16 protein-coding genes are annotated in these 12843 nt (G+C 66.7%); 9 read left to right on the top strand and 7 right to left on the bottom strand.

Annotated features, from left to right (window positions below; all coding sequences use genetic code 11):
- Positions 1 to 23: 23 nt before the first annotated feature.
- The 7 genes from CAL18_RS13970 to CAL18_RS13940 all read left to right on the top strand — a co-directional run bounded on the left by CAL18_RS13970 (position 24) and on the right by CAL18_RS13940 (position 3748).
- Entirely contained in the window at positions 24 to 413 is a 390-nt protein-coding gene (locus CAL18_RS13970; RefSeq protein ID WP_026638653.1) for a phage holin family protein, read from the top strand.
- The gene (locus CAL18_RS13965; protein WP_026638652.1) at positions 391 to 867 is read left to right on the top strand and encodes a hypothetical protein; all 477 of its coding nucleotides are present in this window, start codon (positions 391 to 393) and stop codon (positions 865 to 867) included. Before CAL18_RS13970 ends, CAL18_RS13965 begins: the two co-directional genes overlap by 23 nt.
- Before the next feature lie 187 nt (positions 868 to 1054).
- On the top strand, positions 1055 to 1717 hold the full coding sequence (locus CAL18_RS13960) for a thiopurine S-methyltransferase (RefSeq protein ID WP_094797108.1): 663 nt from the start codon (positions 1055 to 1057) through the stop codon (positions 1715 to 1717).
- Between the two features lie 43 nt (positions 1718 to 1760).
- A complete protein-coding gene (locus CAL18_RS13955; protein WP_094797107.1) occupies positions 1761 to 2147 on the top strand; it encodes a DUF488 domain-containing protein in 387 nt (128 codons plus the stop codon).
- An 89-nt stretch (positions 2148 to 2236) separates the two neighbouring features.
- A complete protein-coding gene (locus CAL18_RS13950; protein WP_094818079.1) occupies positions 2237 to 2530 on the top strand; it encodes a hypothetical protein in 294 nt (97 codons plus the stop codon).
- 107 nt (positions 2531 to 2637) lie between these two features.
- Positions 2638 to 3207, top strand: coding sequence for a helix-turn-helix domain-containing protein (locus tag CAL18_RS13945; protein WP_026638648.1), 570 nt, complete (start codon positions 2638 to 2640; stop codon positions 3205 to 3207).
- Positions 3208 to 3223: 16 nt separating this feature from the next.
- On the top strand, positions 3224 to 3748 hold the full coding sequence (locus tag CAL18_RS13940) for a GNAT family N-acetyltransferase (protein ID WP_094818136.1): 525 nt from the start codon (positions 3224 to 3226) through the stop codon (positions 3746 to 3748).
- 4 nt (positions 3749 to 3752) lie between these two features.
- Here the strand turns inward: CAL18_RS13940 and CAL18_RS13935 are convergent, their stop codons facing one another.
- The 3 genes from CAL18_RS13935 to CAL18_RS13925 are packed head-to-tail and all read right to left on the bottom strand — an operon-like array spanning position 3753 to position 7142.
- Positions 3753 to 4631 (bottom strand): c-type cytochrome, encoded by an 879-nt coding sequence (locus CAL18_RS13935; RefSeq protein WP_094818078.1) that lies wholly within the window; start codon positions 4629 to 4631, stop codon positions 3753 to 3755.
- Entirely contained in the window at positions 4628 to 6400 is a 1773-nt protein-coding gene (locus CAL18_RS13930; RefSeq protein ID WP_094818077.1) for a GMC family oxidoreductase, read from the bottom strand. The genes CAL18_RS13935 and CAL18_RS13930 overlap by 4 nt, the downstream gene beginning before the upstream one ends.
- Entirely contained in the window at positions 6393 to 7142 is a 750-nt protein-coding gene (locus CAL18_RS13925; RefSeq protein WP_094818076.1) for a gluconate 2-dehydrogenase subunit 3 family protein, read from the bottom strand. The genes CAL18_RS13930 and CAL18_RS13925 overlap by 8 nt, the downstream gene beginning before the upstream one ends.
- Before the next feature lie 124 nt (positions 7143 to 7266).
- On the opposite strand from CAL18_RS13925, the gene CAL18_RS13920 reads away from it, so the two are divergent.
- On the top strand, positions 7267 to 7653 hold the full coding sequence (locus CAL18_RS13920) for a hypothetical protein (RefSeq protein ID WP_094818075.1): 387 nt from the start codon (positions 7267 to 7269) through the stop codon (positions 7651 to 7653).
- Positions 7654 to 7664: 11 nt separating this feature from the next.
- Here CAL18_RS13920 and CAL18_RS13915 read toward each other — a convergent pair whose 3' ends face one another.
- The 4 genes from CAL18_RS13915 to CAL18_RS13900 form a co-directional block, all read right to left on the bottom strand.
- A complete protein-coding gene (locus tag CAL18_RS13915; protein WP_081745634.1) occupies positions 7665 to 7796 on the bottom strand; it encodes a DUF2474 family protein in 132 nt (43 codons plus the stop codon).
- On the bottom strand, positions 7796 to 8803 hold the full coding sequence (gene cydB / locus CAL18_RS13910; RefSeq protein WP_026638647.1) for a cytochrome d ubiquinol oxidase subunit II: 1008 nt from the start codon (positions 8801 to 8803) through the stop codon (positions 7796 to 7798). The genes CAL18_RS13915 and cydB overlap by 1 nt, the downstream gene beginning before the upstream one ends.
- Positions 8793 to 10199, bottom strand: coding sequence for a cytochrome ubiquinol oxidase subunit I (locus tag CAL18_RS13905; RefSeq protein WP_094818074.1), 1407 nt, complete (start codon positions 10197 to 10199; stop codon positions 8793 to 8795). Before CAL18_RS13905 ends, cydB begins: the two co-directional genes overlap by 11 nt.
- Positions 10200 to 10292: 93 nt before the next feature.
- Positions 10293 to 11393 (bottom strand): NAD(P)H-dependent flavin oxidoreductase, encoded by a 1101-nt coding sequence (locus tag CAL18_RS13900; RefSeq protein ID WP_094818073.1) that lies wholly within the window; start codon positions 11391 to 11393, stop codon positions 10293 to 10295.
- Between the two features lie 185 nt (positions 11394 to 11578).
- Between CAL18_RS13900 and CAL18_RS13895 the strand changes: the two genes are divergently transcribed.
- Positions 11579 to 12820, top strand: coding sequence for an MFS transporter (locus CAL18_RS13895; RefSeq protein ID WP_038852037.1), 1242 nt, complete (start codon positions 11579 to 11581; stop codon positions 12818 to 12820).
- Positions 12821 to 12843 lie beyond the last annotated feature (23 nt).

Below are 12843 nucleotides of genomic sequence, written 5' to 3'. Positions count from 1 at the left end.
GCTGGCCTCACGAAGGAGATGCCATGATTTCAGAACGACTGCGGCGTCTGCGCCAGATTGCGGAGTTCGTGGCCGAGCGCAGCGGCGACTACCTTGAACTTACCGGTATCGAACTGTCGCTGTACCGATCGGCGCTGGTGACGACGCTGGTCAGCAGCGTGGCGCTGTTGTTCTGCGCGCTGGGTACGCTGGCGTTTCTGTCCGTTGCGTCGATCGTCAGTTTCTGGGACACCGAACACCGTACGCTGGCGGCGTGGCTGGTGGCCGGCGCCTGGCTGCTCGTGACGCTGATCGCGTTGTTCATGGCCAAGCGCAACGTGCCCAGAACGTCGCCCTTTGCCGAACTCACACGCCAGGTACGCCTGGACACCGCCGCCGCCCGGAGCCACTATGACCAAGACCACCCAGGCTGACAAGCAGGCGCTGCTTGCCAAGATGGAACAAGACAGACGCGAACTGGCCGATGCGTTCGGGCGCGCGACCGGGCCCGACCCCTCGGCGCGTGGCTGGGCGTCTACCACGGCGCTTGCCGCCGGCGCAGTCGTGGGCTGGCCGCCGTTTCTGAAAAAGCCGTTGCGCGCGATGGCGGTGGTGGCACTGCGCGAACGGCTCGCCGGCGTACTCAGGCGTCGCCGCCAACGGCGTGTAAGCGCTCCATTGCCCGATGCCGAAATTGCGCAGCTGGCAAAGCTGATGGCCGATTTGCGGCTGGCCGCCGAGCGCGCGGCCAATCCACAAGAAGTAGAGCGCCTGCGCGCCGAGCTCGACGCCCAGGTGCTGCGCCTGCGCGAACTGCGCGAAGCGCGCGGCGCGCAGCTACCTGAAGTAACGCCGGCGCCCGGCGTTGCGCCCGCGCGCCAGCCCTGATTCCCCGGCCCGCCGGCGCCTGCCCGGATCACCGCGCATACGTGCGCGCGCCCGCTCCCAAGCCCGTGCCCTGGCGCGGGTTTTCTGCTTTTATTGCAAAATAGTGTGTTCCTTCGCGCACGGCTTCGGCATGTATGTCGCAAGCCGTGCGCGCGGGCCGGGCATACAAACATAAGGCAACTGACGCATGGACGCGGCATTCTGGCACGAGCGCTGGCGCGAAGGGCGCACGCATTTCCATCAATCGCGGGTGACGCCGCTGCTGGCCAAATACTGGCCGACGCTGCGCGTGCCCGCCGGCAGTCGCGTGCTGGTGCCGCTGTGCGGCAAATCCATCGATATGGTGTGGCTGGCCGAGCAGGGCTATCGCGTACTGGGCGTAGAGCTTTCGCCGCTGGCGGTCGAGCAGTTTTTTGCCGAGCAGGCCTTGCAGCCGGACATCCGCCAGGCGGGCCACGGGCAGTATTACCGCGCGGGCGACATCGAGATCTACTGCGGCGATATTTTCGACCTGGGTGCAGATGTGCTGTCGGAATGCGCGGGCGCCTACGACCGTGCCGCACTGGTGGCATTGCCCGCGGACATGCGCGCGCGTTACGCCAGGCATGTGTATGGCCAGTTGTCCGAGTCGTACCGTGGGTTGCTCATTACGCTCGACTACGAACAATCGCAGATGGACGGGCCGCCGTTTTCGGTGCGCGACGACGAAGTGCAGGCGCTGTACGCCGCGCACTCTCATGCCGAGCTGATCGATCGCCGCGATATCCTGGATAAAGAACCCAAATTTGCCGAGCGTGGCCTTACCCAACTGGACACACTGGTGTATCGGCTAAGCCGGCGCGCAGGCTGAAATTCGTGAACGCCACGCCGCGCTTTTTGTAAAAGGGGGCATCGTGAGCATATACATTGTGCAATTGGGGTCCGCGCGGCTGCGCGACGAGGGCTTGCGCATCGGCACGGTGCGGCGGCCGCCGCGCGGGGTGCCCAAGGCAGAGTTTGCGCGGCGCAATTTCTACGATGTATGGCTGCCCATCCTGTCCCCGAGCCCCGAGCTGGTAAAGGCCGCCCTGGCCGCCAGCACGGATGCGGAATGGCGCAAAGTGGCAAGCAAGATCCGCAAGGAACTACAGGGCGGCGAAGCCGGCAAGGTGCTCGACCTGCTGGCCGCCTTGTCGGCCACGACCAATTTCTCGGTGGGCTGCTATTGCGAGGATGAAAGCCGCTGCCACCGCAGCGTGCTGCGCGAACTGCTGCGCGAGCGCAAGGCGCATCTGGCATAGGTGCGGGGGCGCAGTGGGCGGGTATACGACTTGCGCCGCACCGGTGGCGGCGGCAGGCGCCGCCCGCATCACCCACCAGGAGACCCGCCATGTCCGACGCCGACAAGCCTGCGAACGCGCAGGGGCTGCCCCAACCTGATCCGAATCGCGGTGCGCCGAGGCCGCGACGCGTGTCCGACGACGATCCGCCTCGCCCCGATATGGATCACCCGCCGCGCGCGCAGCGCAGCGACCAGCCGGTGTTCGACCGCGGCACTGCCGCTGCCGACCAGAGCGCGCGTACGAGGGGCATCACCGAAGAAGGCAATTTCACGCCGCCCGACACCGGCCGCGACGATCCGGGCCGCAAGGGCGGGCGTACCCCGCCGGGCGACGACAGCTGACTTGCAAGAGAGCGCCGCATGGGGGCGCGCTATGCCCCTGGCGGCGCCAGGCAAACCCGCCGAACCAGCTATTGTGGATATTCCATATTTGAGAAATAATCTCTTTTATGGAATCTGCGCCCGACATATTGAACATTGACCGCCAGCTGGCCCAGCGGCTGCGCAGTCTTCGCGCCGAGCGGGGCTGGTCGCTGGATCAACTCGCGCAGCAGTCGGGCGTCAGCCGGGCCACGCTGTCACGGTTGGAGAACGGCGCCGTCAGCCCCACCGCCAGCGTGCTGGGCCGGCTTTGCGCGGCCTACGGGCTGACGCTGTCGCGCCTGATGCGCATGGTCGAAGACGATTTCGAGCCGCTGGTCACGCATGCGCAGCAGCCCGTCTGGACCGACGATACCGTGGGGTTCGAGCGCCGCTCGGTGTCGCCGCCCGCGCAGCGCCTGGCCGGTGAAGTGCTGCAGTGCCGCCTGGCGCCGGGCGTGCGCATCGACTATCGCGATCCGCCGCGCCATGGCCTGGAGCACCACCTGCTGCTGCTCGAAGGCCAACTGCAACTTTCCATAGACCAGCGCACTTACGTGCTGCACCCCGGCGATTGCCTGCGCTACCAGCTGGCAGGCGCCAGCGCGTTCGTTACGCCGCCGGATCGCGGCGCACATTACCTGCTCTTCATCGTGTGAGGCCGTGGTGGACACCATGATCGCAGTCGAGCGCTGGACACCCGGGCAAGTCCGGCAACAGCAGAATGGCCTGGATGCCTTGCTGCATGCCTGCGTGCAGGACGAAGCCTGCATTGGCTTTGTGTGGCCGTTTACCGCTGCCGATGCGCGGGCATTCTGGGAACGGCAGGTGGCGCCGGCCATGCAGGCGGGCGGCCGCGCGCTCTGGGTGGCGCGCGTCGCGGATGCGGTGGCCGGCACCGTGCAGCTCGACTGGGACACGCCCGCAAATCAGCCGCACCGCGCCGAAGTGCGCAAGCTGCTGGTACACCCGGATTTTCGGAGACGGGGCATTGCCCGCCGGCTGATGCTGGCGCTGGAAGACGGCGCCAGCATCCTGGGCCGCCGCCTGTTGACCCTGGACACGCGCACGGGCGACAACGCCGAGCCCTTGTACGTGTCGCTGGGATACCAGCCCGCGGGCGTGATTCCGGGGTTTGCGCTGGACGTGCGGCGCCAGCGTTATGACGCTGTGACGCTGATGTACAAGTGGTTGCGGTAATGAGTCAGCGCGGTGCGGCGCCAGATGCGTAGTATTGGGCCAGCGCCTCGATTTCCTGGGGCGTGAGCCTTTGCGCGAACGCCTGCATGACGCCCGCATCGTCGTTGCGGCGTTGGCCGCCGCGAAAGGCGTTCATCTGTGCAATAAAGTACTGCGGCGGCTGGCCCGCCAGCCGGGGCAGCAGCACGCCTTCGCCCCGGCCGCCCAACCCATGGCAGTTGGCGCAGGCGGGCAGGGCCCGCGCGTTGTCGCCGCGCATGTCCAGCTCCCGGGCTGCTTCGGGGCGGTCTGGCGGCATGGCCGGCGCGGGCGTGGGCAGGCCTGCGTAGTAGACGGCGAGATGGCCGATCTGGTCTGGCGACAACGCCCGCGCGATCGTGGTCATCAGCGCTTGCGTGCGGCTGCCTTCCCGATAGTCCATCAGCTGCTTCGCAATGTATTCGGCCGACAACCCCGCCAGCGACGGGAACGCGCCTTCGGGCTGGGCTACGCCTTGCTCGCCATGGCACGCGACGCAGGCTTGCACGCCCCCATCCGCCAGGCCTTGCTGCGCCAGCTGCTGCCCGGTTTGCACCTGCGCGTCTGTCAGCGCCGCCTCCCATTCGGGGCGCCATGCGCTGAAATCCTGCGCGCTGCGTCCCGGCGCCGGACCTGGCTTCTGCGAGGCTGGCGAGCCCGCGTCCGGCGGTGCAGCCGGGGCCGTATCTGTCGGGCCGGCGGGCGAGGCCGGCGCCGGCGTTGCCGCGGGTGGAGAGGCGGCGACCCCTTTCCACGAGGTTTCGCGGGTCTCCCACATCTGGTAACCCACGGCCGCCAACGTCACCAGCGACGGAACGATCATCAGCCCCAGCACCACGCCGGTGTTCTTCGATGGAGGACTCATGCCGTCACCAGCGGTCCGGGCGAACGCAGGTAGTCCGCCTTGATTTTCTCCACGATCCAGTAGGCCGTGGCGCCGACCGTACCGGTGGGATTGAAGCCGGAATTCTGTGGAAACAGCGATGCCCCCGTGACGAACACATTGGGCACGTCCCATACTTGGCCATAGCGGTTGACGACGCTGGTTGCAGGGTCGTCGCCCATGGCGGCTCCGCCGGTCAGGTGGGTGGACTGATAAGCGGTGGCCGTGAACGGGCGCTTGCGCGGGCCGGGCTCGGTCTGCTGTACCCCCTTCATGGCCTTGCCGATCTCGTCGCCCCTGGCGGTCAGGAAAGCAGACATGCGTATGTCGTTGTCGGGCAGGTCGTATGTGATGCGCAGCAGAGGCTGACCCCACGCGTCCTTGTACGTGGGGTCCAGGCTGAGGTAGCTGCCGCGCGTGGGCTGCGCGGCGCCCGTGATGGTGATGGACGCCGAATGGTTGTAGTAACGCTTGACGGCCCGCTTCCACCCGGACCCCCAGGACGGCGTGCCTTTGGGGGTGGGGTGGTAGCCAATGGGCGCGCCGCTCACCACCTGGATCTGGATATAGCCGCCCCCCACGAATCCGTGCGGGCCGTGATCGAAATTGTCGGCATTGAAGTCGTCCATGGTGACGGCCACCGCCCCGGCGCCCATGAACGGATTGATGTGCACCGACTCGTCGAAGAACAGGTTCACGCCCGATGTGGTCTGGTGCGTGTAGTTGCGTCCCACGACACCGGTATTGGTTTGCGGATCGTACGGTTTGCCTATGCCCGACAGCAACAGCAGACGCACGTTATTGATACTGAACGCGCAGAGCACCACCATTTCCGCGGGCTGGAAACGTTCGTTGCCCGCCGCGTCCACGTAGGTCACGCCGGTGGCGCGCTTCTTGTCGGGGCTGAGTTCCACGCGCAGCACGTGGGCGCCGGTGCGGATCTCGAAGTTCTCCATCTTCAGCGCCACGGGCAGTATGCATACTTGTGGCGAGGCCTTGGCAAAATGCTCGCAGCCGAAGTTGGAACAGAAGCCGCAGTAAACGCACGCGCTCATATGCAGGCCTTCGCTGTTCACGTACGGACGCGTGACCAATGCCGAAGGCTGTACGTACGGGTGATAGCCAAGGCTGCGCGCCGCTTCGCCGAACAATGCTGCCGAGTAGGGCACCTTCATGGGCGGATTCGGGTAGGGGCGCGATCGCCAGGGTTCGAAAGGATTGGCGCCTTCCTGCTTCTGGCCTTTAAGATTGCCGGCCTGGCCGGACGCGCCGATCAGATAATCGAAGCGGTCGAAATACGGCTCCAGTTCATCATAGGTAATGGGCCAGTCCTGGCAGGTCAGGTCATCGTCGAAGATGCCTGCGCCATACCGCTCGGTGTAGTGGCTGCGGAAATTGAAGTCGGTGGGGTCGAACCGGTAATAGGCGCCCGACCAATGATTGCCCGCGCCGCCCAGGTGCGTGCCGGGATAGGCGAATTGCCAGCGGCGCATGGGTAGCGCGGTCTGGCCGGTGTGGTTGCGGAAGGTGTAGGTTTCCTGTGCCGCATTCTGGTGCAATGCGTGGCGCCGCGTGTACTTCAGTTCGTCGTGGACATTGGGGCCCTGGAAATCCGGCGATGGCCAGCGCGGTTCGCCCCGTTCCAGTATCACTACGCGCCGGCCTGCGGCGGCCAGCTCTTTGCCGATGATAGATCCGGTCCAGCCGCCGCCGATGATGGCCACGTCTACGGGGGGCAGCTTTTCAGCCATGCTCGTCTCCATGCTGTGCGTGGTGGGGCTTGGCCATGGCGATGGACACGGGTTGGCCGCGCCATGGGACGCCATGGCGCTCGATGTCGTTGGAAAAACTCGCGTACGCGCCCGGAAAGCCCACCAATTTCCAGCCCGCCATGTCGCGGTTGCCGCCATACATGGGGTCAGAGAAGAATCCTTCGATGGCGGCTTCCAGCAAGGCCTGGAAAAACACCGGCGCGGGCAGCGGGGAAAAATCCACAGTGCCCTCTTGCATGGCCTGCAGCCAATGGTCCTGCCGTTCTGGCGGGAGTTCGGCAAACGGCTTGCCATCCTGTCGGCGCGTGGCTTCATCCAGCGCCGACAGGCCGTGGCGGAACATCTCGGCCGGCGTGAACGACAACTGGTAGCCTTGTTCTGGCGTGCCTGGCATGAAAGGACCTTGCCGGTACAGCTGGTCGCCCGCACCCCACGCACCGGCCAGCTGTCCGTCCAGGAAATACGTTGCGCCCGCCTCCTTGGCGCCAGGGCCCAGTTCGTCGGCTGGAATCAGGCGCGCGGCAATCGCGTCCATGGCGCGCGCCTGCTGCGCGTTGAAGAACTTCAGCGTGCGGGCCGTGCTGGCCGCGGCCTCGCGGTGCGGCCCGGCGTCGGCGTTCGCATCTGCGGCAGTCGTGCGCGCCGCCCATGCGGCGCCCGGCACGCCCATGGTCAGGGCCTTCAGCACCCTGCGCCGGCCGGCAAGAGGCTCGTCTTCCATCGTGATGTCCCCGGTCGATGGGCGCGCGGCGCCCGGGTTGCGGTACCAACGCGTCAGCAAGTTCTCTGCCCGGCATGCAGCTTGCCGATGCCCTTGTGCCTATGACCAGCAACCGGAGCCTGATATGAACCTGCGTATTCTTTCCCTGCTGCACAGCGGCCTGCTGCACAGCGGCCTGCTGTGCGGCGGGCTGGCGATTTCCGCCTGGGCGGCCGTCGGCGGTGCGGATGGGCAGGGCGCGGACGCCGCGGCCCCGCACGATCGCCACCGTGAGAACGCGCCAGCATTACAAACCCAGCATCAAAAAGTTCAAGAGGATCCCGCGCGCCGCGAGGAGCCCGATGGGCAGCCCGGCGAGGCTGCGCCCGACAGGCCCGACGGGGCGGCGGGCACCGACAGCCGGGATTCAAAGGGCCAACCCGACAGCACCACGGGGGCGCCGGGCCATGGCGGACTGCAGGGCGCCGGCGCCTCGGCCGGCTCGGGCGGAACGCCAGACCTGCGCGATTGATTTGCGCCGGCTCAGCCCATGCCGCTGAACCGCATGACGCCCTTGAGCACCTGCGCCAGCAGGAACACCGCCGCCACGCCGGCGGCCCACAGCAACAGCAGCCAGCCCATCCGCCGCGCCCAGCGATGGCGGGGGCCGGCCATCAGTGGTAGCCCTCGCCGTGGCGCACTTTGCCGCGAAACACCCAGTACGACCAGCCGGTGTAGGTAAGGATGATGGGAATGATGAACAGCGCTCCCACCAGCGTGAAGCCCAGGCTTTGCGGCGGACCCGCCGCGTCCCAGATGGTGATCGAAGGCGGGATGACATAAGGCCACAGGCTGATGCCCAGGCCGCTATAGCCCAGGAAGACCAGCGCAAGCGTCAGCAGGAAGGGCGCGGTGTGGCCGGGGCCGCGCAGGCGGGCCAGCAGCAGCCACGTCGTGCCCAGCACCAGCAGCGGCACGGGCGCAAACCAGAACAGGTTGGGCAGGCTGAACCAGCGGTCGGCGATGGCAGGGTGGGCTAGCGGCGTCCACAGGCTGATGGCGACGATCACGGCAAGCAGCGCGATAGTCAGGCGCCGGGCGATGGCGCGCAGCCTCTGCTGCAGCGGCCCTTCGGTTTTCATGACGAGCCAGGTGGCGCCCAGCAGGGCATAGGCCACGATCAGGCCCAGGCCGGTAAAGATCGGAAAGGGAGCCAACCAGCTGATCGAGCTGCCGGCATAGCGGCCGTCGGCTACGGGCAGGCCGTTCAGGAACGCGCCCAGCGTTACGCCCTGGAAGAACGTGGCGGTGAGCGAGCCGCCCGCAAAAGCCTTGTCCCAGAGTCGCAGGCGGCCCGCGCGGGCCTTGAAGCGGAATTCGAAAGCCACGCCGCGGAAGATCAGCCCGGTCAGCATCAGGATCAGCGGCAGGTGCAGCGCGCTGAGCACCACGGCATAGGCCAGCGGAAAGGCCGCCAGCAGCCCCGCGCCGCCCAGCACCAGCCAGGTCTCGTTGCCGTCCCATACCGGCGCGACGGTGTTCATCATCACGTCGCGGTCGGCCGTGTCCTGGAAGAAGGGAAACAGGATGCCGATACCCAGGTCGAAGCCGTCCATCACGACATACATCATGACGCCGAACAGAATGATGACGGCCCAGATCAATGGCAGGTCAACGCCCATTTCGAGGCTCCTCTGTTGCGGCGGAAAGCGGTCGCATCGGCTGGCGCGGCTGGCCCGCACCGCCGGGCCCCGGGTCGTCGCCGGCCTGTTGCGGGCCGGCTGCCAGCAGGCGCATGCCGTAGGCGGTGCCGGCGCCGAACACGGCAAGATAGACAACCACAAAAAGGGCCAGCGTAAAACCCACCTCGCCGGCGGGGTGCGGCGATACGGCGTCGGCGGTGCGCTGCAGCCCGTACACGATCCATGGCTGGCGGCCGATTTCCGTGGTGTACCAGCCCGCCAGCAAGGCAACCAGCCCCGCCGGCGAAATGGCCAGCGCAAACCGCAGGAACGGTCGTGACAGGTACATGCGCGCCGAGCGGCGCAGCGCGTTGCCCCACACCGCCAAGGCGATCATCAGCAGCCCCAGGCCGACCATGATGCGAAACGTCCAGAACACGATGGTGGAATTCGGCCGGTCTTCGGGAGGAAAAGATTTCAATGCCGGGATCTGTCCGTCCCAGCTGTGCGTGAGGATCAGGCTGCCCAGCCGGGGAATCTCCACTTTGTACCGCGTGGTTTCCGCTTGCATGTCAGGCCAGCCGAACAGGATCAGCGGCACGCCCGTGCCGGGCGGCGTGGGCGACCAGTGGCCTTCCATCGCGGCCAGTTTGGCGGGCTGGTGCCGCAGCGTATTCAGCCCGTGCAGGTCGCCCACCACGGCTTGCAGCGGCGCGCACGCCAGGATCATCCACATCGCCATCGACAGCATGGTGCGTATCTGTGGATGGTCGCGACCGCGCAGCAGGTGCCACGCGGCCGTGCCGCCCACCACCAGGGCCGTGGCCAGGTAGGCCGCGATGACCATATGGACAAGCCGATACGGAAATGACGGATTGAAGATAACCGCCAGCCAGTCCACGGGCACCGCCCGCCCGTCGATGATCTCGTGCCCCTGCGGCGTATGCATCCAGCTGTTGGAAGCCAGGATCCAGGTGGCCGACACCAGTGTGCCCAGCGCCACCACGCAGGTCGACAGAAAATGCAGGCCGGGACCGACGCGCTTCAGGCCGAACAGCATTACCCCCAGGAAACCCGCTTCCAGGAAGAAGGCGGTCAACACTTCGTAAGTCAGGAGCGGCCCGGTAATGGCCCCGGCAAAGCGCGAGAACTCCGACCAGTTGGTGCCAAATTGGTAGGCCATCACGATGCCCGACACCACCCCCATGGCAAACGCCACCGCGAACGGCTTGAGCCAGAACTGGTAAAGCTCCAGGTACCGCGATTGGCCGGTGCGCAGCCACAGGGCTTCCAGCACCACCAGATAGCTGGCCAGCCCGATGGTCAGGGCCGGAAACAGAATGTGGAACGAGATGGTGAAGCCGAATTGAATACGGGCCAGCAGTAGCGCGTCCATTTGCCTCCGTAGTCTGCGGGTGGTGTGACGGCGAGCGATCGCGCAGCAAATCGCATGCCGTCAGTACCCGTACCCTCGCGGCGCCGCGGCCTGCTATCGCCAGGCGGCCAGCCGGCTTGCCGTGTCGGCGAGTTCCTGGCGCAGCTGGCGCACCAGCGCCTCGGCGGGCAGCCCCCGCGACAGCGCGGCGGCCTGGCCGGCCCATTGCGCCGCGAAGTCGGCCGACCTCTGCGCCTTGGCGGCGGCATGCAGCGCCTTGCCCGCGTCGTACGTGTGGGGATAGCCTGGCGTGGGCGGGCACTCTGGCGCCGAACCCAGCGCCGTCAGTCGGTTGACAATGCCGCGCGCCGGCCGTCCAGAAATGGCGCGGGTGGACACCGTGGTTACCGTGCCATTGAGCAAGGCCTGACGGTACGCGGAATCGGCGGCCGACTCGGGACACGACACGAAGGCGGTGCCCAACTGCGCCGCCTGAGCGCCCAGCGCCAGCACGGCCGCGATGCCCGCGCCGTCCATGATGCCGCCCGCCGCCACGACAGGCAGCCTGAAGCGCGTGGCGAGCAACCGCACCAGCGCGAGCGTGCCCAATTGTTCATCGGGCCCTTCCGGCTCGAAGATGCCGCGATGGCCGCCTGCTTCCACGCCTTGCGCCACGATGGCATCGAGGCCGGCGTGCGCGATGCGCGCCGCTTCGTCCGGGCTGGTGGCGGTGGCCATCAGATAGATGCCCGCGTCACGCAAGGCTGCGATGCGCCGTTCGTCGGGCAGCCCGAAATGGAAACTCACGACTGCGGGCCTTTCGGCCAGCAACATCTCGAACATGGCATCGTCGGCCAGGAAACTGGTGTAGATCTCGCGCAGGGCGGCGGGCGGTCGCGCGCCGAACTCGCCGAAGGCGGGCGCAAGGTATTCCAGCCAGCGGGCCTGGCGCGCCGCATCGGGCGCGTCGGGCCGGTGGCAGAACACATTCACGCCGAAGGGCCGGTCGGTCAGCGCGCGCGTCTGCGCGATCATGTCGCGCGCCGCCTCTGCCGAACTGGACCCGAGCCCCAGCGAGCCCAGGCCGCCGGCATTGGACACGGCGGCGGCCAGCGCGGGGGTGCTGGTGCCGGCCATGGGCGCCTGGATGACGGGAACGGCAAGCCCCAGGCGCGCCGGCAGGCAAGACGTGGTATCGCTGTGTGGTGCGGACATGGCAGCCCCGAAGTAGTTGACCCTGGCAGCTAAAGTACTCGAACGCGATCGCGGGGCAAAGCTTGTCCATCCCGCCTTCCTGGGTAAGCCCGGCGGCGTTGACGGTCTGCGTAATTACGCGGTACGGTTGGTGCCACTGCAGTTCCTTGCCATCCGGGCCACGCACGCATACATCGGAGAACGCAATGAACAACCACCCCAGGGCGTACGCGGTGCTGTACAGCAGTACCTTCGCTTTCATGGTGTGTTTTGTGGTGTGGATGATGTTCGGCGTGCTGGGAATACGCATCCGCGAAGAACTGGGCCTGAATGCGCTGCAATTCGGCCTGCTCACCTCGACCCCCGTGCTTACCGGCGCAGTGTTCCGGCTGCCGCTGGGCCTATGGACCGACCGCTATGGCGGCCGCGTGGTCATGACGATTCTGCTGGTGGTGTGCGCCGTGCCGGTGTACCTGGTCAGCTACGCGCAGGCGCTGTGGCAATTCTTGCTGATCGGGCTGTTCCTGGGGTTGGTGGGCGCATCCTTCGCGGTGGGCACTCCGTACGTGGCTCGCTTCTTTTCGGCCGAGCGCAAGGGCTTTGCCATGGGGTTTTTCGGCGCGGGCACGGTGGGCGCCGCAGTCAACCTGTTCATCACGCCGGTGCTGCTCGAAACCTTCGGTTGGCGCGCGGTGCCCAAGATCTATGCAGTTGCCCTGCTGGCAACCGCGCTGATGTTCTGGCTGGTGGCCGCGCCCGACCCAGGCGCCGGCAAATCGGGCGGGCGGCTGGCGGACCAGTTCAAGGTCCTGAAGAACCCCCGCGTGTGGCGCTACTGCCAATACTATTCGATCACCTTCGGCGGCTTCACCGCGTTGTCGCTGTGGATTCCGCAGTATTTCCAGGCCGAATACGGACTGAGCCTGGTGGCTGCGTCGGCGCTGGCGGCGGGGTTTTCACTTCCCGGCGCCGTGCTGCGCGCCGTCGGCGGCAGCCTGGCCGACCGGTTCGGCGCACACAAAATGACATGGTGGTGTCTGTGGGTGGCCTGGGTGTGCCTGTTCATCCTGTCGTATCCCGACACTACGCTCACGGTACAGACGCTTGGCGGCTCGGCGGACTTCCACATCTATCTGCCGGTCTGGCTGTTCACCTTGCTGCTGTTCCTGCTCGGCGCCGTGTTCGCGTTCGGCATGGCGTCCACCTTCAAGTACGTGGCAGATGATTTCCCCGAGAACATGGGTGTGGTCACGGGCATCGTGGGCCTGGCGGGCGGGCTGGGCGGATTCTTGCTGCCGCTGATGTTCGGCGCCATTGCCGACCTGCTGCAGATCCGGTCCAGCTGCTTCATGCTGCTATACGGCGTGGTGTGGGTGTCGCTGATCGTGATGTATTTTTCCGAGGTGAAGCGCGTGCAGCTCTCGGGCGAAGTGACACCCTCGCGATAGCACGCGCCCGGCGCTATCGCGAG

It is taken from the genome of Bordetella genomosp. 7 (assembly GCF_002261415.1).
GTDB lineage: Bacteria > Pseudomonadota > Gammaproteobacteria > Burkholderiales > Burkholderiaceae_B > Bordetella_A.
The sequence above is the reverse complement of the archived record's forward strand: the minus strand, read 5'-3'. Positions and strand labels throughout refer to the sequence as shown.